Annotated in this window: 22 protein-coding genes; 21 read left to right on the top strand and 1 reads right to left on the bottom strand. The window is 65.2% G+C overall.

Translation table 11 applies throughout. The features are described from left to right. The first annotated feature begins 22 nt into the window (after positions 1-22). The 3 genes from ACEXP3_RS01725 to ACEXP3_RS01715 are packed head-to-tail and all read left to right on the top strand — an operon-like array spanning position 23 to position 1,322. Positions 23-592, top strand: a complete 570-nt coding sequence (locus ACEXP3_RS01725; protein WP_377295696.1) for a head-tail connector protein — start codon at positions 23-25, stop codon at positions 590-592. After that, positions 592-927, top strand: coding sequence for a phage head closure protein (locus tag ACEXP3_RS01720; RefSeq protein WP_377295695.1), 336 nt, complete (start codon positions 592-594; stop codon positions 925-927). The genes ACEXP3_RS01725 and ACEXP3_RS01720 overlap by 1 nt, the downstream gene beginning before the upstream one ends. Beyond that, positions 924-1,322 (top strand): DUF3168 domain-containing protein, encoded by a 399-nt coding sequence (locus tag ACEXP3_RS01715; protein ID WP_377295694.1) that lies wholly within the window; start codon positions 924-926, stop codon positions 1,320-1,322. Before ACEXP3_RS01720 ends, ACEXP3_RS01715 begins: the two co-directional genes overlap by 4 nt. Here ACEXP3_RS01715 and ACEXP3_RS01710 read toward each other — a convergent pair. After that, positions 1,288-2,517: an MFS transporter gene (locus tag ACEXP3_RS01710; RefSeq protein WP_377295693.1), complete on the bottom strand. Its 1,230-nt coding sequence runs from the start codon at positions 2,515-2,517 to the stop codon at positions 1,288-1,290. The genes ACEXP3_RS01715 and ACEXP3_RS01710 overlap by 35 nt on opposite strands. A gap of 279 nt (positions 2,518-2,796) precedes the next feature. Between ACEXP3_RS01710 and ACEXP3_RS01705 the strand changes: the two genes are divergently transcribed. The 18 genes from ACEXP3_RS01705 to ACEXP3_RS01620 all read left to right on the top strand — a co-directional run bounded on the left by ACEXP3_RS01705 (position 2,797) and on the right by ACEXP3_RS01620 (position 20,187). Continuing rightward, positions 2,797-3,204, top strand: a complete 408-nt coding sequence (locus tag ACEXP3_RS01705) for a phage major tail protein, TP901-1 family (RefSeq protein WP_377295692.1) — start codon at positions 2,797-2,799, stop codon at positions 3,202-3,204. Further along, positions 3,204-3,650 (top strand): gene transfer agent family protein, encoded by a 447-nt coding sequence (locus ACEXP3_RS01700; protein ID WP_377295691.1) that lies wholly within the window; start codon positions 3,204-3,206, stop codon positions 3,648-3,650. The genes ACEXP3_RS01705 and ACEXP3_RS01700 overlap by 1 nt, the downstream gene beginning before the upstream one ends. A gap of 29 nt (positions 3,651-3,679) precedes the next feature. Continuing rightward, positions 3,680-3,877, top strand: coding sequence for a rcc01693 family protein (locus ACEXP3_RS01695; RefSeq protein ID WP_377295690.1), 198 nt, complete (start codon positions 3,680-3,682; stop codon positions 3,875-3,877). A gap of 32 nt (positions 3,878-3,909) precedes the next feature. After that, complete coding sequence (locus ACEXP3_RS01690) at positions 3,910-4,461, top strand: phage tail tape measure protein (protein WP_377295689.1); 552 nt, start codon at positions 3,910-3,912, stop codon at positions 4,459-4,461. A gap of 37 nt (positions 4,462-4,498) precedes the next feature. Next, entirely contained in the window at positions 4,499-5,137 is a 639-nt protein-coding gene (locus ACEXP3_RS01685) for a phage distal tail protein, Rcc01695 family (protein WP_377295688.1), read from the top strand. A 13-nt stretch (positions 5,138-5,150) separates the two neighbouring features. Further along, on the top strand, positions 5,151-6,026 hold the full coding sequence (locus tag ACEXP3_RS01680; protein ID WP_377295687.1) for a phage/gene transfer agent baseplate hub protein: 876 nt from the start codon (positions 5,151-5,153) through the stop codon (positions 6,024-6,026). Positions 6,027-6,034: 8 nt separating this feature from the next. Next, positions 6,035-6,475 (top strand): NlpC/P60 family protein, encoded by a 441-nt coding sequence (locus ACEXP3_RS01675; RefSeq protein WP_377295686.1) that lies wholly within the window; start codon positions 6,035-6,037, stop codon positions 6,473-6,475. A 313-nt stretch (positions 6,476-6,788) separates the two neighbouring features. Beyond that, positions 6,789-10,598 (top strand): baseplate multidomain protein megatron, encoded by a 3,810-nt coding sequence (locus tag ACEXP3_RS01670; protein ID WP_377295685.1) that lies wholly within the window; start codon positions 6,789-6,791, stop codon positions 10,596-10,598. Beyond that, a complete protein-coding gene (locus ACEXP3_RS01665; RefSeq protein WP_377295684.1) occupies positions 10,598-10,810 on the top strand; it encodes a hypothetical protein in 213 nt (70 codons plus the stop codon). Before ACEXP3_RS01670 ends, ACEXP3_RS01665 begins: the two co-directional genes overlap by 1 nt. A 128-nt stretch (positions 10,811-10,938) precedes the next feature. Beyond that, complete coding sequence (locus tag ACEXP3_RS01660; protein ID WP_210103074.1) at positions 10,939-11,193, top strand: hypothetical protein; 255 nt, start codon at positions 10,939-10,941, stop codon at positions 11,191-11,193. Positions 11,194-11,241: 48 nt separating this feature from the next. After that, entirely contained in the window at positions 11,242-11,913 is a 672-nt protein-coding gene (locus ACEXP3_RS01655) for a response regulator transcription factor (protein WP_377295683.1), read from the top strand. Continuing rightward, positions 11,903-13,300 (top strand): ATP-binding protein, encoded by a 1,398-nt coding sequence (locus ACEXP3_RS01650; protein WP_377295682.1) that lies wholly within the window; start codon positions 11,903-11,905, stop codon positions 13,298-13,300. Before ACEXP3_RS01655 ends, ACEXP3_RS01650 begins: the two co-directional genes overlap by 11 nt. 146 nt (positions 13,301-13,446) lie before the next feature. Further along, complete coding sequence (locus ACEXP3_RS01645; RefSeq protein ID WP_377295681.1) at positions 13,447-13,875, top strand: RT0821/Lpp0805 family surface protein; 429 nt, start codon at positions 13,447-13,449, stop codon at positions 13,873-13,875. Between the two features lie 284 nt (positions 13,876-14,159). After that, complete coding sequence (ccmI, locus tag ACEXP3_RS01640; protein ID WP_377295680.1) at positions 14,160-15,332, top strand: c-type cytochrome biogenesis protein CcmI; 1,173 nt, start codon at positions 14,160-14,162, stop codon at positions 15,330-15,332. 8 nt (positions 15,333-15,340) lie between these two features. Continuing rightward, on the top strand, positions 15,341-15,790 hold the full coding sequence (gene ccmE, locus ACEXP3_RS01635) for a cytochrome c maturation protein CcmE (RefSeq protein ID WP_210104093.1): 450 nt from the start codon (positions 15,341-15,343) through the stop codon (positions 15,788-15,790). After that, the gene (locus tag ACEXP3_RS01630; RefSeq protein WP_377295679.1) at positions 15,787-17,775 is read left to right on the top strand and encodes a heme lyase CcmF/NrfE family subunit; all 1,989 of its coding nucleotides are present in this window, start codon (positions 15,787-15,789) and stop codon (positions 17,773-17,775) included. The genes ccmE and ACEXP3_RS01630 overlap by 4 nt, the downstream gene beginning before the upstream one ends. Positions 17,776-17,921: 146 nt before the next feature. Then, on the top strand, positions 17,922-18,365 hold the full coding sequence (locus tag ACEXP3_RS01625; protein ID WP_377296062.1) for a cytochrome c-type biogenesis protein: 444 nt from the start codon (positions 17,922-17,924) through the stop codon (positions 18,363-18,365). A gap of 241 nt (positions 18,366-18,606) precedes the next feature. Beyond that, on the top strand, positions 18,607-20,187 hold the full coding sequence (locus ACEXP3_RS01620; RefSeq protein WP_377295678.1) for a Do family serine endopeptidase: 1,581 nt from the start codon (positions 18,607-18,609) through the stop codon (positions 20,185-20,187). The last annotated feature ends 21 nt before the right edge of the window (positions 20,188-20,208 follow it).

The raw sequence follows: 20,208 nt of genomic DNA, 5'->3' as shown, positions 1-20,208 counted from the left end.
CTTCGATCGACAAGGACCTGTCATGACCATTATGCTGACCGAACCGCCGGAGGCGGAGCCGCTGACGCTTGCCGAGGTGAAGGCGCATCTGCGCATCGACCAGACGGACGAGGATGCGGGCCTTCAGGCGCTGATTGCCGTCGCGCGCCAACATCTGGAGCGCGAGACGGGCCTCTGCCTGATGGCGCAGACCCTGCGCCTCATCCTCGACGACTGGCCGGCGACGGGCGTGATTCAGATTGCCAGGGGGCCGGTGCAAGCCATTGAGGACGTTTGCTATTACGATGAAAATGGCACCGTCGTTCATGTGTCGCTTCAAGGCCATGTGCTCGACGGCCAGAAGAGGCCGGCGCGGCTGTGGCTGAAGAACCGGCCGCTGCCGGGGCGGGCGTTGAACGGCATCGAGGTGACGTTTGCCGCCGGTTTCGGCGAGGCGGCAACCGACGTGCCGGGGCCGCTCAAACGCGCCATGCTGATCCATGTCGGCTATATGCACGCCTTTCGCGGCGTGCTGTCGAGCGACCAGCAGCCGGCCGGCATTCCCGACGGCTATGAGCGGCTGATCGCCGCCTACCGGCTGCGGAGGCTGTGATGGGCGCGCTGTTTCTCGATCCCGGCCAGCGGACGACGCGCCTCATCCGCGAGGTGATGGCAACCACCGCGGACGGGCAGGGTGGCGCGACCGTGACCTGGGCCCAATCAGGGGCGCTCTGGGCGCGGGTGGAACCGGTGTCGCATACCGGCTCGGAACTTGCCGGTGCCGAACGACAGGTCGTGACCCATCGCATCTGGATCGCGGCCCAGACGGGCGTGGCGGCCGGACAGCGGCTGCGCAAGGGGGCCCGGATCTTTTCCATTCTTCTGGTGCGCGACCCGGATGAAAGCGGTCGCTATCTCGTCTGCGACTGCGAGGAGGAGGCGACATGAGTGCCGAAAACGCATTGATGAAGGCAGTCTTTGCGCGGCTTTCGACCGATGCGACGCTGAGCGCCCAGGTGGGGGCTGACGGCATTTTCGACCGTCTGCTGCCCCGCATGCGCCTGCCGGCGATCGTCTTCGGCGAAATCGAGACGCGTGACTACTCGACCGCCACCGAACCCGGGGCCGAGCATTTTTTGACCCTTGAAGTCTGGGCGGACGGCGAGGGACGCCGGACCGCGCAAGCGCTTGCCGCACGCGTAAAACTGCTGCTGGCCGATCAGGCGCTTGCGCTGGAAGCGGCTGTTCTGGTGAGCCTTACCTTTCAATCGAGCCGTAGCCGGCGCGAGCCGAAGACGAGGCTCTTCGTCATCGATCTTCGGTTTCGGGCGGTGACGGAATAGGCGCCGCGCGAGCGGCCTCTGCCAGCCGGCGAAGCTGGAGAAGCAGGACGATGACGATGCCGGAGAGGAGGGTTGCCATGAAAAGGGCGGCCGATGCACCGGCGCCATCCATCAGCGCCGCAAAGGCGACGGGGGCCGCCGCGATGGCAAAATTCTGCGGCAGCGAGATGCGCGCCGATTGCAGCCCGAACGCAGCGGGCGAGAACACCGCAAGCGGCAGGACGGCGCGGGCCACCGCCATGATGCCGGAGCCGAGGCTTTGCAATACGACAAAGGTGACGAGGACGGGTGACGAGGCGGGAAGCGCCAGAAGCAGGATGTAGGAGGCAAGCGTCAGCAGCATGCCGACAAGCGCCGTCAGGATGGGATTTCCGCGCCGGCCGAAGAGGAAATCGACGCCGCGCGCCAGAATGGCAAGCACGCCGCGCGCCATGCCGAGCTGTAGCGCGAGCGCCGGCGTTGCGCCCGACTGGTGGAGCAACTGCAGGAAAGTGGCCGACAGGCCGAAGGACACGAAAGCGGCCATGGTGATGGCGGCGGCAATCAGCAGGAAGGCAAAGCTAGCCTGTGCAGGTGATAGCGCCACGGGTGCCATGTCCTGCGCGGTCTTTTCCGCCTGGCTCGCGACGGGCTTGGGCAGGGCAAACAGATGCAGCGGCAGGCAGACGAAAAGCTGCAGCGCCGAAAGCACCATCAGCGTATTGCGCCAGCCGAAGCCATCCGCAAGCCAGGTATTGACCGGCCAGAAGACGGTGGCCGATAGGCCGGTAAAGATCATGGTGAGCGCGATGACACGCTTTCCGTCGGCACCTTCCCGCTCGACGATGGCCGCATATGCGGCGGTGGAGAGCGAAAGCGCGCCGCCCCAGCCGAAAACCAGCCAGGTTGCCGCATAGGCAAGCAGCGAATGGCAGGCACTCAAGAGCAGCAGCCCGAGCGCCAGCGAGACCGAGCCCATGGAAAGTACCCGTGCGGCGCCATGGCGCGCCAGCAGGCGCCCGACCGCGGGACCGGCAAGCCCGCTCGTCAGCATCATGATGGTGAGGCCGGAAAAGACGACTGCATTGGACAGCCCAAGCTCTGCCCCGATGCGTGGCCCCAGCACCGCCGGCATGTCGAAGCTCGTGCCCCAGCCGATGATCTGCGAGACGGAAACGGCCGCGATCAGCCGGATACGGCGAAAGGTGAGGGACATGGGGAGGTTCCGGGGGAAAGGGGCAGGGGGTGGGCAGTAGGCAGTAGGCAGTAGCGAATAGCGAATAGCGAATAGCGAATAGCGAATAGCGAATAGCGAATAGCGAATAGCTGTCCGGACGATGGGCTAGCGGATTCGGTCTGAGTGAGGAAGCGGGAAATGCGGGGCTTGGCTTGTTGCGCTCGTCTCGCTGTGCCTGCGTTTGCTGCGGGCGCCCTGCCTTAGCCCCTTGTGACCGATGGCACGCGATGACGCAACGGAAACAGATGGAGAGATCGCATGGTGGCGCAGAAGGGTAAGGATCTGCTGTTGAAGGTGGATAATGGCGGCAGCTGGTTGACGGTGGCGGGGCTGCGGTCGCGGCGGCTCGCCTTCAATGCCGAGACAGTGGATGTGACCGATGCCGAAAGCGCCGGCCGCTGGCGTGAACTGCTGGCGGGCGCGGGCGTGCAGCGGGCCGCGCTGTCGGGCGGTGGCATTTTCAAGGATCAGACGTCTGATCTGCTGGTCCGGTCGACCTTCTTTGCAGGCACGATCCTGTCCTGGCAGGTGCTGATCCCGGCCTTCGGCACGGTGAGCGGCCCGTTCCAGATCACGGCGCTCGAATATTCCGGCGATCACAACGGCGAAATCCGTTTCGAGCTGGCGCTGGAATCGGCGGGCAGCCTGACCTTCGGAGCGATCTGATGGGCGCGACCTTTTCCGGAGGCGTCCTCGGCCGGGCCAATCGGCGCCGGGGCGAGATCGAGGCGGTGATCGACGGCGAGCGGCGCATCCTCTGCCTGACGCTTGCAGCTCTTGCCGAACTGGAAACGGCCTTTGCCGTCGACGACCTGACGGGGCTCGCCATGCGCTTTGCCGAGGGGCGGCTCAAGGCGCTCGATCTTGCCCGCATCATCGGCGCCGGCCTGCGCGGCGGCGGCAATCTTCTGTCCGACGAGGACGTGGCGGCGATGAGCATCGAGGGCGGCGTTCCGGCCTATGCGCGCGTGGTGGCCGATCTTCTGGCGGCAACGTTTGGCGGCGAGGACGACCCGGTCTCCAGCGCCTCCGGCGCTTCGGAGGTGCGGCGAGCTTCGGAGCAGCCGGCAGCGGACGCAGCCGGCGCCAGGGGTGTCGGGGCAAACCCTTGAGAGCCGCAGCGGGTGAAGGAACGGCGGTCGTGCCGTTTCCCTGGGCGCGGGTGATCCACACCGGCCTTTGCCTGCTGCGGCTTTCCCCGAAAGACTTCTGGGCGATGACGCCGCGCGAGTTCTTTGCCGCATCTGGTGGGGTTGTGCCGCGCGCACCGGCGTTTTCCCGCGACGGGCTTGCGGCACTGATGCGGGCCTATCCCGATGATGGGTTGGCCAAGGCCTGATTGCAGCTTTCTCATGATCTTTGGAGACCACCATGGAAACGGATGAAGGTTCCGTTGCAGAGACCCTTGCCTCGACGCAGGCGCTGGCAACGGCGATCAGCGATCTGGAGGGCCGCTCGCAGCGCTTCGGCACGGCACTGTCCGGCGCGCTCAAATCGGCGGCGGTGAGCGGCAAGAGCCTGGAGGATGTGCTGAAGGGGCTTGGTACGCGGCTGACCGATATCGCCCTGTCTTCCGCGCTGAAACCGCTGGATACGGCGCTTTCCGGCGCTGTCGGCAGCCTGTTCGGGTCCGCTTCCGGATCATCGGTGACGGCCTTTGCCGATGGCGGCGTGGTGCGCGCGCCGAGCTATTTTCCAATGGGTGGCAATATTGGCCTGATGGGCGAGGCGGGAGCAGAGGCCATTCTGCCCCTGCAGCGCGGTGCTGATGGCAGCCTGGGCGTTGCAGCCGGCGGCGGAGCCGGGGCCTCGCAGATCGTTTTCAACGTGACGGCAACGGATGCGGCAAGCTTTCGAAAAAGCGAAGGGCAGATCTCGGCCATGCTGGCGCGCAGCGTGTCGCGCGGGCGGCGCGGGCTTTGAGGGCGGGCCTTGAAGCGGAACAGGACGGAGGGTTTGGATGAGCGGCTTTCACGAGGTGCGGTTTCCGCTGCGGCTGGCGCTGGGGGTGACCGGCGGGCCGGTGCGGCGCACCGATATCGTCAACCTGTCGAACGGCCGCGAGCAGCGCAATGCCCGCTGGCGCTTTTCGAGACGCAGCTATGACGCCGGTTCCGGGATCAAGTCGCTCGGTGACCTTTACGAGGTGCTGGCGTTTTTCGAGGCGCGCTGCGGCGAGCTTTACGGCTTTCGCTTTCGCGATCCGCTTGACTGGAAATCCTGTGCACCGGCCGCAACGATCACCTCCGTCGATCAGTTGATCGGCACCGGCGACGGCGTGACGGCGGCCTTTGCGCTGTCGAAGACCTATGCGGATGCGGCGGCAGGATCGGTACGGCTGATTGCAAAGCCGGTGGCCGGCACGGTGACCGTCTCGGTCAACGGGGTGACGAAAGCCGCAACCGCCTTTACCTGCAACACAACAACCGGTCTCGTGACCTTTGCGGCAGGCCATGTGCCGGCAGCCGGGGCTGCGGTGCGCGCCGGTTACGAATTCGACGTGCCGGTGCGGTTTGCGACCGACCGTATCGAGGTGAACCTGTCGAACTTCAACGCCGGCAGCATTCCCGCCATCCCGATCACCGAAATCCTGCCTTGAGGAGGATCCTGCCATGAGAACGATCCCGCCGGCGCTTGCCGCCCATCTGGGCGGCGATGCGACGACCACCTGCAATGCCTGGCGCCTGACGCGGCGCGATGGCGTGGTGCAGGGCTTTACCGACCACGACCGAGACCTCTCCTTCGCCTCGACCGTCTTTGCCGCCGCAAGCGGCTTTCTGGCCAGCGACGGCGAGGAGGAGCAGGGCTTTTCCGCAAGCGCGAGCGATGTCGCCGGCGGCTTCTCGAGCGAGGTGATCAATGCGGCGGATCTTTCTGCCGGGCGCTACGACGGCGCTATGGTGGAACTTTTCCGCGTCAACTGGGCCGATCCGACACAGCATGTGCTGCTCAGCGTACGTGAGGTGGGCGAGGTAACGCGGGCGGGCGACAAATTCAGCGCCGAGCTGCGCAGCCGCGCCAACCGGCTCGACCAGCCGCAGGGCAGGCTTTACAATCGCCGCTGCGATGCAAGCCTGGGGGATAATCGCTGCGGTGTGAACCTTGCGCCCTATCGCGGCACCGGCACCATTCTTGCCATGAACGACCGCAGCCATCTCGTCGTCGGCGGCCTTGGCGCTTCGGCGACCGGCTTCTTCGATCGGGGCGTGCTGACGCTCACCTCCGGCGACAGTGCCGAGGTGGAGGCGCATGTGCGCGAGGCGGACGGCACGGCACGCCTGACGCTGTGGCTGCCGCTCGAGCGGGCGGTTTCTGCCGGCGAAAGTTTCTCGATCACCGCCGGCTGCGACAAGAGCTTTGCCACCTGTCGCACGCGTTATGGCAATGGGCTGAACTTTCGCGGCTTTCCGCATGTGCCCGGCAGTGATTTTGCCTATTCCTATGTGGACGGGGAGCGCGTGCACGACGGCGGCGCGCTGTTTGAATGAGCGGGCCGATGACGACCGGCGATAGAGTGGTGGCGATTGCCGAGGGTTTTCTCGGCACGCCCTATCGTCATCAGGGCGCCACGAAGGGGATCGGCTGCGACTGCATCGGCCTCATCCGCGGCATCTGGCGGGAGCTTTATGGAGAGGAACAGGAGACGGTGCCGCCCTATGCGCCCGACTGGGCGGAACGATCCGGCGAGGAGCGGCTGCTTGCGGCAGGCATCCGGCTTTTCGGGGCGCCGATCCCGCCGTCGGAGATGGCCGCGGGCGATCTCCTCCTGTTTCGCTGGCGGGTGGGCTGCGCGGCAAAGCATGCCGGGATCCTTGCCGGGCCGCAGCACTTCATCCACGCCTATGAGCAGGGATCGGTCATCCGCTCCGTTCTGGTGCCTTCCTGGCGCAGGCGCATTGCAGCGGTGCATCGCTTTCCAGACCCGCTGGATGCTTGAAAACAAGGGGTTTCGGGGGTATGGTGATGGAGTGGTGAGCGGGGGCTAGCCCGCCCACCCTTTCTTTATACCCAGACTATTATCCGGACGGAGAGTAACCAGCCCGTCCGGGTTTTTCTGAGCATAAGCGAAATACCAATCGGCGTGAGCCTCATAGCACTTCCTCCATGATCGACAGCAAGGCCTATGCCGAGGTCAGCGTGGCCCGTCCTCGCTGATGCGGCGGCTGGCGCGCCGCGTGCTGCTTCATGCTGCCGAGTTTTTCCAGATTAACACAATTTTAGCGTGCGCAAAGACGTGCGGGGGATGAGCCATGGCCACCATTCTGTTTCAGGCGGCAGGGGCTGCGCTCGGTTCCGTGTTCGGACCGATCGGGGCTGTACTCGGAAGGGCGGCGGGCGGTCTTGCCGGCGCCGCCGTCGACCAGGCGCTCATTTCAAGCTTTACGACGGTGACCGGATCACGGCTTTCCACCGCCCGTGTACCGGGGGCCGACGAGGGCACGCCGATTGCCCGCGTCTACGGTACCGCGCGCATTGCCGGTACGCTGATCTGGGCCACGCGCTTCGAGGAGGAGGTGACGACAGAGCGGCAGGGCGGCAAGGCCAGCGGCTCGCGCGTGGAAAACTTCAAATACTATGCCAACCTTGCCGTCGGGCTGTGCGAGGGCGAGATCGGTCATGTGCGGCGCGTCTGGGCTGACGGGCGCGAACTGGACCTGACGGCGATCGAGATGCGCGTCTATCGCGGCACCGACAGCCAGTTGCCGGACCCCCTCATCGAGGCCAAGCAGGGCACCGGCAAGGCGCCCGCCTATCGTGGCCTTGCCTATGTGGTGTTCGAGCGCCTGCCGATCGACGATTTCGGCAACCGCATTCCGCTCCTGCAGTTCGAGGTGGTGCGACCGGTCGGGGTGCTGGAAAGCCAGGTGCGGGCCGTCACGCTGATCCCCGGGGCGACCGAATTCGGCTATGCGACGGTGGCCGTCAGCGATGACGACGGCTCGGGCACGGCACGGCTGCTCAACCGCCACACGCTGACGGCGGCGACCGACTGGCAGGCCTCGCTCGACGAGTTGCAGGCGGTCTGCCCCAATCTGCAGCGGGTGGCGCTGGTGGTCAGTTGGTTCGGCACGGACCTGCGCGCCGGCGAGTGCCGTATCCTGCCGGGCGTCGAGGTTGCCGCTCGATCCGGGCTCAGCATGCCCTGGCAGGTGGTAGGGATCTCGCGCGCCGGTGCGCATCTGGTGAGCGACAGCGGCGATGGCCCCGCTTTTGGCGGTACGCCCTGTGATCAGAGCGTCACCCAGGCGATCCGCGACCTCAAGGCGCGAGGCCTCAAGGTCTATCTCTATCCCTTCGTGATGATGGATGTGCCGGCCGCAAACAGCCTGCCGGACCCCTATGGCGGCAGCCGGCAGGCCGCCTATCCCTGGCGCGGGCGCATCACCTGCCATCCGGCGCCGGGCGTGGCGGGCTCGCCGGACAAGACAAGTGCCGCCCGGCTGCAGGTGGAGACCTTCTGCAACAGGACCGATGGTTACCGCCGCATGGTGCTGCATTACGCAACGCTTGCAAGAGATGCGGGCGGCATCGACGGACTGATCCTGGCCTCCGAACTTGTCGGGCTGACGCGGATCAGGGGCGAAAGCGGCCGCTTTCCCTTTGTCGAGCAGTTGATCACACTGGCGGGTGACGTGCGCGCGCTGCTCGGAACCGCCACGAAGCTGACCTATGCCGCCGACTGGAGTGAATATTTCGGCTATCATCCGGCCGACGGTTCGGGTGACGTCTATTTTCCGCTGGATGCGCTCTGGGCCGCAAGTGCCATCAATGCGGTCGGCATCGACAATTACATGCCGCTTAGCGACTGGCGCGACAGTGATCTCGGCAATGCCAATCCCGACGGCGCGCGCCTCGCGGACGATCCGGTGGCCCTGACCGCCGCCATTGCCGGCGGCGAGGGATTTGACTGGTATTATGCAAGCGACACAGCGCGAACGCTGCGTGCGCGCACACCGATCACTGACGGGCTTGCGGCAAAACCCTGGGTGTTTCGCTACAAGGACCTTGCCGGCTGGTGGAGCCATTACCATTACGAGCGGGTGGGCGGCGTCGAAAAGACGGTTCCGACCGCCTGGGTTCCCGGCGCAAAGCCGATCTGGTTCACCGAGCTTGGCTGTTCTGCCATCGACAAGGCGGCAAACCAGCCGAACCTGTTTCCGGACGCCAAATCGGCCGACAGCGGCACGCCGCATTTTTCGAACGGCGCGCGCAGCGACAGCATGCAGCGCCGCTTTCTGGAGGCCCACCACGGCTGGTGGCAGGGCACGCAGGCGCCAGCGGGAATGGTGGACCCGAACCATATCTTTCTCTGGTCCTGGGATACGCGGCCTTACCCGGCCTTTCCCAACGAGCTGTCCGTCTGGAGCGACGGCGACAACTGGAAGACCGGGCATTGGCTGAACGGGCGGCTGGGCGCCACCACGCTTGCCGATGCGATTGCCGCCATCCTCACCGACCACGGATTCACCGCCTTCGACGTCTCCGAGGTGAGCGGCGACCTGATCGGCTATGTGCAGGGGGACACGGTTTCGGCGCGGGCGCTGATCGAACCCTTGACCAATGCTTTCCTCATCGATGTCATCGAGGAGCCGGAAGGCTTGCGGTTCCGCTCGCGCACGCGGGCAAGCCGCGTCGCCCGCGTCATCGATGTGCTGGCCGAGCAGGAGGAGGAGCCGGCCTGGACAGAGGTGCGCGGCCATGACAGCGATTTTGCCGCAGAGGCCGTCGCAAGCTTTGCCAATCCGGTTCTGGATTACGAGCAGGCTGCCGTGCGCTCGCGCAAGATTGCCGGCACGAGCAACCGTATCCTGCGCGCCGACCTTGCCGCGACACTTTACGAGGAAGCCGCACAGGCGGCGGCGGAAAGCCTGTTGCGCGACAATCATCTGTCGCGGCGCAGCCTGAGCTTTGCCCTCTCGCCCGCCGATGTGGCACTTGCGCCCGGCGATGCGCTGCGGCTGACCGACGGACCGGACGGTGTCTATCTGGTGACGCGGATCGAGGAAGGGGCGGTGCGGCGGGTCGAGGCAAAGCGCCATGAGCCTGCCGCACTTCTGGCCAGCGCGGCGGCGGCCGGCGGCCGCTCGACGGGCGGCGGGGCGGTCTCTGCCGGGTTCTCACCGATTCTTCACCTGATGGACCTGCCGCGCTTCGAGGCGGGGGAGGCGGAAAGCTTTGCCCGCGTGGCCGCCTATGGCAGCCCGTGGCGGCGCATTCTTGTCTCGAGTTCGGCAACCACGCAAGGATACCGTGCCCGCACCACCCTTGACCGGCCCGCGCAGATGGGGCGGCTGACGGCGGCGCTTGCGGGCGGCGTCTCCGGTCGTTTCGATCGGACGAATACCGTCGAGCTGGATCTCTTCTTCGACGGCCTGTCATCGGTGGGCGAGGCGGGGGTGCTTTCGGGCGAAAACCGCCTGGCGATCCTCTCTGCCAACGGCGCCTGGGAGATCCTGTCGTTTGCCGAGGCGCTGGAAACGGCGCCGGGACATTTTCGCCTGACGGTGCTGCTGCGGGGACTTGCCGGCACGGAGGATGCGATGGCGGCCGGTGCCGTCATCGGCGCGCCGGTGGTGGTGCTCGGGGCGGGCGTTGGGTCGCTCTCCCTTGGCAGCGACGAGCGCGGCGTCGTCTACAACTGGATTGCCGAAGCCATTGCATCCTCCGGCGGACGGGCCGGCCCCTATTCGTTTGCCGGCGGGGTGCGCGCCGAAACGCCGCTTTCGCCTGTGCATCCAAGGGCGGTGCGCCAGGGTGCCGGCGTGCTGTTTTCCTGGGTGCGGCGCGGACGCGTCAATGCCGACGACTGGGACGCCAGCGACATTCCGCTCGACGAGCCGGATGAACGCTACCGGCTCGAACTTTTGTCCGGCGCAACCGTGGTGCGGATGGTGGAGGTGGCAGAGCCTGCCTTCCTCTATCCGGCAGCAGATGAAATCGGCGACTTTGGCGCAGCCGCGAGCACGTTTCGCATCAGGCTTTGCCAACTGGGGCGGGCCGTGCCGCTCGGACTTCCTCTCGTCACGGACATCATCGTGAAAAACCAAGGAGATGAATGATGGAAAGTTCGAAAGCCTGGTATCAGTCGAAGGCCGTCTGGGGTGGCCTGATCGCGATTGCCGCCTCCGTGCTTCAGGCCACAGGCACGGAGGTTTCGCCGGTTGCCCAGGGCGATCTCACGGCGGCGGCCACCAGCCTTGCCGGTGCGGTCGGCGGCCTTCTGGCCGTCTACGGGCGCCTCTCGGCCAAGACAAGCATTACAGGGAATTAATGCATTCGTGACCCAAAGTTGGACGGCTGAATGGCGCATTCATTTGCCATTCAGCCGCCTTTCGTTACATAATTCCACCAATGGTTCGGTTCATAAACCGTGCGTCACCGCGAGTGAAAGTTGTAGTCATGGCATCAAACAGGATGATCGCGATACTTGCCGCGGCCCTCTTTACCCTTTCGACAGGGCAAGCCTCAGCACGCGATTACCTCGTTCTGGTTGCCGGTGATTGCGGTGATGCCGCCTCCAAAGTGGTGCGTGACACCGGTGGGCAACTCCTCTCCGCCCAGCCTTCCAACGATGGCCGCACCTGCATCGTCACCGTTCTGGTCCAGGGCAGCGGCGAGCGTCCCCGCAAGGTGACGGTCCGGGTGCCGATGTAGTAGAAGACGGCTCGCAACCCTCACGCCCAAGCCTTCCAAAGGTCTCACATGCGCATTCTGGTGATCGAAGACGACGTCAACCTCAACCGGCAGCTCACCGATGCGCTGCGGGAGGCCGGCTATGTGGTGGATCAGGCATTCGACGGCGAAGAGGGGCATTTTCTCGGCGAGACAGAGCCCTATGACGCGGTGATTCTCGATATCGGCCTGCCGGAAATGGACGGGATCACGGTCGTGGAAAAATGGCGGCAGGCCGGCAAGGGCATGCCGGTGCTGATGCTGACAGCGCGCGACCGCTGGAGCGACAAGGTGGCCGGCATCGATGCGGGCGCCGACGACTACGTGGCAAAACCCTTCCATGTGGAGGAAGTGCTGGCGCGGGTGCGGGCGCTCATCCGCCGCGCCGCCGGCCATTCCTCCTCCGAGCTTGCCTGCGGGCCGGTGCGTCTGGACACCAAGGCGTCCAAGGCAACGGTCAACGGCGTTACGCTGAAACTCACCTCCCACGAATTCAGGCTTCTCTCCTACCTGATGCACCATATGGGCCAGGTGGTGTCGCGAACCGAGCTGATCGAACACATGTATGACCAGGATTTCGACAGAGACAGCAATACGATCGAGGTTTTTGTCGGTCGGCTTCGCAAGAAGATCGGCGTTGACCTCATCGATACGGTGCGCGGGCTGGGATACCGGATGCAAGCGCCCGACGATGTACATTAAATCGGTCACAGCGCGCGTTCTGCTGCTGGCGACCGCCTGGTCGGCGCTGGCGCTGGTGGTGATCGCGCTGGTGATCTCGGCGCTCTATGCCAAATCCTCGGAACGCGCCTTTACCGACCTGTTGCGGGCGCAGCTCTACAACGTGATCAACTCGATCACCATCGGCGACGACAACAGCCTTGCCGGCAATCCGCAGCTCGGCGACCTGCGCTTCTCGCAGCCCGAGACCGGCTGGTACTGGATCGTCGAACCGCTCGGCACCTTTGCCGCCACGCCTTTGTCCTCCTCCTCGCTCGGCACCTCCAATATCCAGGTGCCGTCGATCCTCAGCGTGCCGTTCAACAATCGCTACGAGCGCTTCTACCCGGCCACCGACGCCTATGGAAACCATGTGCTGGTGGCCGAGACGGAGGTTGTGCTGGATGCCGATGGACGCGCGGCGCGCTTTCGCGTCTCCGGCAATCTCTCGGTGGTGGACGAGGATATCAGCGGCTTTACCCGCAATCTCTATATCGCCCTCATCGTCTTCGGGCTGGGCAGCCTGGTGGTGAACGGCCTTGCCATTCTCTTCGGCCTTCGCCCGCTCGACGAGGCGCGCCGGGCTCTCGAAAAGGTGCGGCGCGGCGAGGTGGAGCGCCTGGAAGGCAAGTTCCCGCGCGAGGTGCAATCGCTTGCCGTCGAGATGAACGCCCTCATCGACAGCAACCGGCGCATCGTGGAGCGCGCCCGCATGCAGGTCGGCAATCTTGCCCATTCGCTGAAAACGCCGATTGCGGTTCTCCTCAACGAATCGCGCCTTCTGGAACGGCCGCAGGGCGAGCTGGTGCGCAGCCAGGCCGAGGCCATGCAGGGGCAGGTGCAATCCTATCTGAACCGCGCCCGCATTGCCGCCCAGCGCGAATCGCTTCTGGCGCGCACCGAAGCCGAGCCGGTTCTGGAACGGCTGGTGCGGGTGATGCGCCGGCTGAACTCCGAGCGGGAGTTCCAGCTGGAGGTGAGCCCGCCCGGTCTGGCGCTGGCCATGGAGCAGCAGGACGTCGAGGAAACCGTCGGCAACCTTCTGGAAAACGCCGCGCGCCATGCGTCAACCACGGTCTGGCTGTCGGTTCATCCGGCGCAGGGGCCGGAAGGGGCAGAAGCCGCCAAGCGCAGCTGGGTCGAGATCATCGTCGAGGACGACGGGCCCGGTCTTGAGCCGCACGAGATCAAGGAGGCGCTGAAGCGCGGGCGGCGGCTGGACGAGAGCAAGCCGGGCACCGGGCTCGGCCTGTCGATTGTCGGCGAAATTACCCGGGAATATCAGGGCGCCTTCGAACTGTCGCGCGGCGAGCGCGGTGGGTTGCGCGCCCGATTGACGCTGCCGGGGCCCGCCAGGGAGATCGTCTGAGCAAGAGCGGTGCCGATAAACACGGTGCCAGCACGGGGTAAGGCAGGTTCGGGCTCGACCTTGCCCACGAAAACGCTAAAAGAACTGGTGAGGCAGGTTCGGACGTCTGGTCCGCATCGCTGTTTTTGAGAATATGTTGGAGAAGAATGCACTTGCGCTTTGCCACACTCGTCTTGTCCGCCCTTGTGTCAGTCAGCATTCTGAACGGCTGTTCCACCACGGGAACCAGCGGTTCCCGCAGCGGGATGTTCTTCGGCCGTGCCGCGCCCGGCGTCGACTATATCAGTGCATTGCAGGGCGGCATCATCGGGCGCATTCCGGTGAAGATCTCCAGCAGCGACCGGCAGCGCGCGCTCGAGGCGGAATATCGCGCCCTGGAACAGGCCGCCGTCGGCCAGCCGGTCGCCTGGACCGGCAGCAATGTGCGCGGCGAGGTGGTGGCGGCCGCCCCCTATCAGGTGGGATCGCAAAACTGCCGCCAGTATACCCATACCGTCACGATCGACGGGCGCGAAGCCAAGGAACGGGGCGCCGCCTGCCGCAACGAGGATGGCACCTGGACGCCGCTGACCTGAGGCGGTGCCGCCTTGGCCACGAGGACCGGCTCTGCTCGCGAAATTCTGGGTTGTTTTTATCCGAAGTGATGCGCGCAAAGCGCGTGAGGCGTTCTTGCCAATTGACGTAGATCAAGGCTGCCGTCACAGTCGGTGGCAAGAGGTGGGGTGAGCCTGTGCGGGCCTCGCGGCCCGGCGTGTCCGGTGGACATGCCGGAGGGGGGCCGGTGTCGTCATGGCCTCAAATTCGTGTCATCGCCTGCCTTCCGATTGGAATGGGGGCCCGAGTGCAGTAATTGGCCTTCATGACTTTATGGATCCTTCTTGCAGTTATCACCGCGGGCGTTTCGGCGGTTCTGATCTGGCCGCTGATGACCTCTGCGCGGCCCGTTGAAGAGTTGCGCGAGGATGAGGCGGCGGTCTATCGCGACCAGCTGCGCGAGGTGGACCGCGACCGGGCGCAAGGGCTGATCGGCGTCGAGGAGGCGGGTTATGCCAAGGCCGAGATCGGCCGGCGGTTGCTGGCGCTGGCCGACAAGCGCGCCGATGACAAGGGAACAGGTGGCGGGGCCGCATCCCGCGCACGCCATCGCCTGGCGCCGCTGTCGGTGATCCTCAGTGTGCCGCTCATCGGGCTCTGTCTTTATCTGTTTCTCGGAAATCCCGACCTTCCCGCCCAGCCGCTGGAAGCGCGGCTGGCCAATCCCGGCAATAACATGGCGCTTCTGGTGGCCAAGGCCGAGCGTCATCTGGCCGAAAAACCCGATGACGGTGCCGGCTGGGACCTTCTGGCGCCGATCTATTTCCGCGCCATGCGGCTCGGCGACGCCGAAATGGCCTATCGCAACGCCATCCGCCTCAATGGCGAAAGCTCCGAACGGCTGGCGGGTCTGGGCGAGACGCTGGTGGCGTCCAATGAAGGCGTGGTGACGGAGGATGCCCGCCACGCCTTCGACAGGGCGGTGGCGCTCGACGGCCGCAATATGCGCGCCCGCTTTTATGCAGCCCTTGCGCTGGAGCAGGCCGGCCGCACCGATGACGCGCGCCGCGCCTTCGAGGCGATCCTGAAGGATTCGCCGCCCGGTGCCGCCTGGATTGCACTCGTCAGCGAGCATATTGGCAAGAATGGCGGTGCGCCGCTTGCCGCGGCCCCGACCGCGCCTGCGGCCGCTCAGAAGGCGCCGGGCAATCCGAACGCGGCACAGGTCGAGGCCATGCAGCAGCTTTCGCCGCAGGAGCGCCAGCAGATGATTGCCGGCATGGTCGACACGCTTGCGGCGAGGCTTCGCGACGATCCCGACAATATCGAGGGCTGGCTGCGGCTGGTGCGATCCTACATGGTGCTGGGCGACAAGGCGAAGGCATCCGATGCGCTGAAGGCCGGGCTCAAAACCTTTCCGACTGATCAGGAGGCCGGCAGGCGCCTGCTGGCGCTGGCCAAAGAAACCGGCCTTTCCGCCGAGGGAGTGACGCCATGAGCCGCAGGATGACCCGCAAGCAGAAGCGCCTTGCCGTGATCCTCGGCGGCATGAGCTTCATCCTGGTCGCCGTGCTTCTGGTGATGTTCGCCTTCAGCCAGTCGGTTGCCTATTTCTTCATGCCGAGCGACCTGCAGAAGGCCGCCGTGCAGCCGGGCACCCGCATCCGGCTCGGCGGACTGGTGGAGGAGGGCTCGGTGAAGCGTGGCGCGGGCTCGACCGTCAGCTTTCACGTGACCGATGGCGGCGCAAGCGTTCCCGTCACCTATACCGGCATCCTGCCGGACCTGTTTCGCGAGGGACAGGGCGTGGTGACCGAAGGCGCCTTCGACGGGAGCCATGCCTTCGTCGCCGATTCGGTGCTTGCCAAGCACGACGAGAATTACATGCCCAAGGAAGTGGCGGACGGCCTGAAGAAGAAGGGCGTCTGGAAGGAAGGCGAGGGGGCGAAGCCATGATCATCGAGATCGGCCATTATGCGCTGGTTCTGGCGCTGGCGACGGGGTTTTTGCTGTCGGTGCTGCCGCTCATGGGGGCGCGGCGCGGCGATGCGGCGCTGATGGCCTTTGCGCCGGTCGGTTCCGTGGTGCAATTCGTGCTGGTGGCCTTTGCCTTCGGCGTGCTGACCTGGGCCTATGCCGTCTCGGATTTTTCGGTACTGAACGTCTGGGACAATTCCCATTCGCTGATGCCGATGATCTACAAGGTGAGCGGCGTCTGGGGCAATCACGAGGGCTCGATGCTGCTGTGGCTGCTGATCCTGACGCTGTTCAGCGCCATGGTCGCCCTGTTCGGCCGTAACCTGCCCGACACGCTGCGCGCCACGGTGCTGTCCGTTCAGGCCTGGATCACGGTTGCCTTCCTGCTGTTCATTCTGCTGACCTCCAACCCCTTCCTGCGGCTGGACCCGGCACCGGCGGAAGGACAGGACCTGAACCCCGTCCTGCAGGATTTCGGCCTCGCCATCCATCCGCCGCTTCTTTATCTCGGCTATGTCGGCTTTTCGGTCTGCTTCTCGTTTGCCGTCGCGGCCCTCATCGAAGGACGCATCGATGCAGCCTGGGCGCGCTGGGTGAGGCCCTGGACGCTCGCCGCCTGGACGTTCCTGACCGCCGGCATCGCCATGGGCTCCTACTGGGCCTATTACGAACTGGGCTGGGGCGGCTGGTGGTTCTGGGATCCGGTGGAAAACGCCTCTTTCATGCCCTGGCTCGCCGGAACGGCCCTTCTGCATTCGGCGCTGGTGATGGAAAAGCGCGAGGCGCTGAAGATCTGGACCGTGCTTCTGGCCATCATGACGTTTTCGCTGTCGCTGCTCGGCACGTTTCTGGTGCGCTCGGGCGTGCTGACATCGGTGCATGCCTTTGCGACCGATCCGTCGCGCGGCATCTTCATTCTGGCGATTCTGACCTTCTTCATCGGCGGCGCCTTCGTGCTGTTTGCCTGGCGCGCGCCGACGCTGAAAAGCGGCGGCCTGTTTGCACCGATCTCGCGCGAGGGGGCGCTGGTGCTGAACAACCTCATCCTGACCGTTTCGACCGCAACCGTGCTGACCGGCACGCTCTATCCGCTGGTGCTGGAAACGCTGACGGGCGAAAAGATCTCGGTCGGCGCGCCCTTCTTCAACCTGACCTTCGGGCTTCTGATGATCCCGCTGCTGCTTGCCGTGCCCTTCGGGCCGTTGCTCGCCTGGAAGCGTGGTGATCTTCTGGGCGCGCTGCAGCGGCTCTACGTGGCGGCGGGACTTGCGCTCGCGGCAGGATTCGGCCTGCTTTATGCGCAAAGCGGTGGCCCCGTTCTGGCCGCCCTCGGCCTTGCCATCGGCTTCTATCTCGTCTTCGGGGCGCTGGCGGATCTCTGGTACCGCGCCAATTTCGGCAAGCTTTCCTTCAAGGTGGCGTTTGCGCGCCTGAAGGGCCTGCCGCGCTCGGCGTTCGGCACGGCACTGGCGCATCTGGGGCTTGGCGTCACCGTGCTTGGCATCGTTGCGGTCACCACCTTCCAGACGGAACATGTGGTGGAGATGCGCCAGGGCGAGACGGCAGAGGCGGGCGGCTACACGCTGCTGTTTGACGGCATGCGCGAGGCGGTCGGACCAAACTTCACCGAGGAGCGCGGGCACTTTACCGTCAGCCGCGGCGGCGTCGCGGTCGCCGATGTCTGGTCGTCGAAGCGGCTTTACACGGCGCGCCGCATGCCGACGACGGAAGCGGGCATTCTGAGCTTTGGCGCAAGCCAGCTCTACGTCTCGCTGGGCGACCACATGGAAGACGGCGGCCTTGTCGTGCGCATCTGGTGGAAGCCGTTCATCCTGTGCATCTGGGGCGGCGCAGTCATCATGATGATCGGCGGCTTCGTGTCGCTGTCGGACCGCCGCCTGCGCGTCGGTGCGCCCAGTCGCCGCGCCAAGATGGCAAAGGTTGCACTGGAGCCGGCCGAATGATGCTTCGTATCGGGCGCCTGCCTCTTACTCTCCTATTGTACCTGACGCCGAGGGTGCCCTTCACCCTAACCCTCTCCCCGCAGGCGGGGAGAGGGGATTTTTCGCGTTTAACGAGGCGCCACAAAATCAGGGGGTGGTGGAATGGACTGGCGATTGCTGCGCTCATCGGGCTGACGGCGCTTCCTGCGCTTGCGGTCAATCCGGACGAGGTGCTGAAGGATCCGGCGCTCGAGCAGCGGGCACGACATCTGTCGGCACAGCTGCGCTGCATGGTGTGTCAGAACCAGTCCATCGACGATTCCAACGCGGAACTGGCGCGCGACCTGCGGCTCTTGGTCCGCGAGCGGATCGAAGGCGGCGACAGCGACGCGCAGGTGATCGATTACGTCGTTTCCCGCTACGGCGAGTTCGTGCTGTTGAAGCCGCGCCTGAGCGGCAAGACAATGGCGCTGTGGGCGATGCCCGTGGTGCTTCTGATGATCGGCGGCGTGACGGTGGTGATGATGTCGAGGCGCCGCAGAGAGGCGCCCGAGGAACGCGCGCTGAGCTCCGACGAGCAGGGCCGACTGGACAGACTGCTGGGCGACTGATTTTTACCTGCCCATTCATAAAGTCGTTTCGATACAGCCGCTTAACTGCGCACTGCGCCTTGGCTTGCGCAAAGTTTTCACCGGCCAGCCGGCAGTCCCTCCGGTTGTCGGCAAACATTACAAACAATTCATGGGTCGGACACGTGCAGTTAAGGTCGGGGCTCCTATATCTTCAGTCATCCACCGCCGCCGGACCTCCGGCACCCCAGTCTGAATGACCTGAAGAAGAAGGTATCTCACAATGCTCAAGAGCAAGATCGGACGTCCCTCGTTGAAGACAGTGCTGAAGGGCTCGACCGTGGCGGGCCTCGCGGCTGTCATGCTCTCCACCGGTGTTCCCGCCTATGTCGCGCAGACCTATGCGAACCCGGTGACCGTCAATGCACCGCAGGCTCCGAGCTTTGCCGATGTCGTGTCGGCCGTCTCGCCTGCCGTCGTGTCCGTGCGTGTTCAGTCGGATTCAACGCCGGTATCCGATGATGACCCGGGCAATTTCTCGTTCAATTTCGGCGGTCGCGGCCTCGACCAGCTGCCGGACGACCATCCGCTGAAGCGCTTCTTCCGCGAGTTCGGCGGTCAGAATGGCCCGGGCGGCAAGGGCGATCAGGGCGGCCGCAACCAGCAGCGCGCCGACAAGAACCCCAACCGTCCGCATCATCTGCGCCCGACGGCGCAGGGCTCCGGCTTCTTCATCTCCGAAGACGGCTATCTCGTCACCAACAACCACGTCGTCTCCGACGGTTCGGCCTATACGGTCGTGCTCGAAGACGGCACCGAGCTTGACGCCAAGCTGGTCGGCAAGGACAGCCGCACGGATCTCGCTCTCCTGAAGGTCGATGCCAACCGCAAGTTCACCTATGTGAAGTTTGCCGATGACAGCAAGACCCGCGTCGGCGACTGGGTGGTGGCTGTCGGCAACCCCTTCGGTCTGGGCGGCACGGTAACGGCGGGCATCGTTTCGGCCCGCGGTCGCGACATCGGCTCCGGTCCCTATGACGATTTCATCCAGGTGGATGCGGCCGTCAACCGCGGCAATTCCGGTGGCCCGACCTTCAACCTGAACGGCGAAGTGGTGGGCATCAACACGGCGATCTTCTCGCCGTCCGGCGGCAGCGTCGGCATTGCCTTTGCCATTCCCGCCTCCACCGCCAAGGACGTGATCGCCGACCTCATGAAGGATGGCAAGGTTGAACGCGGCTGGCTCGGCGTGCAGATCCAGCCGGTGACGCAGGATATCGCCGATTCGCTTGGCCTTTCGGAAGCCAAGGGCGCGCTCGTCGTGTCGCCGCAGGAGAATTCCCCGGGCGCCAAGGCCGGCATCAAGCAGGGTGACGTGATCACGGCCGTCAACGGCGAGCCGATCAAGGATGCCCGCGACTTGGCCAAGAAGGTGGCAGCCTTCGGCCCCGGCCATAAGGTGGATGTCTCCATCTGGCGCAACGGCAAGGCGCAGTCGGTCGCCGTCACGCTCGGCAATCTTGCGAGCGACGATGCCGCCAAGGCGGAAAACAGCGGCAAGGCGCCGGAACAGGCACAGCCCTCGACTGAAAAGGCTTTGGCAAGCCTCGGCATCACGGTTGCCCCCGCCGAAGACGGCACCGGCGTTGCGGTGACCGATGTCGATCCCGACTCCGATGCTGCCGCCAAGGGCCTGCGTCAGGGCGAAAAGATCACCTCGGTCAACAACCAGGAGGTTTCCTCGGCCGCCGATATCAGCAAGGCGATCGAGCAGGCCCGCAAGGATGGCCGCACCCGGGCACTGTTCCAGGTGCAGTCCGATAACGGCAGCCGCTTCATCGCACTGCCGATCAACGAAGGCTGACCGGTCCCGTCAACGGTTAAA

This window comes from Neorhizobium fuzhouense (genome assembly GCF_042611105.1).
Lineage (GTDB): Bacteria > Pseudomonadota > Alphaproteobacteria > Rhizobiales > Rhizobiaceae > Neorhizobium > Neorhizobium galegae_A.
This window is presented reverse-complemented; position numbering and strand designations above follow the sequence as displayed.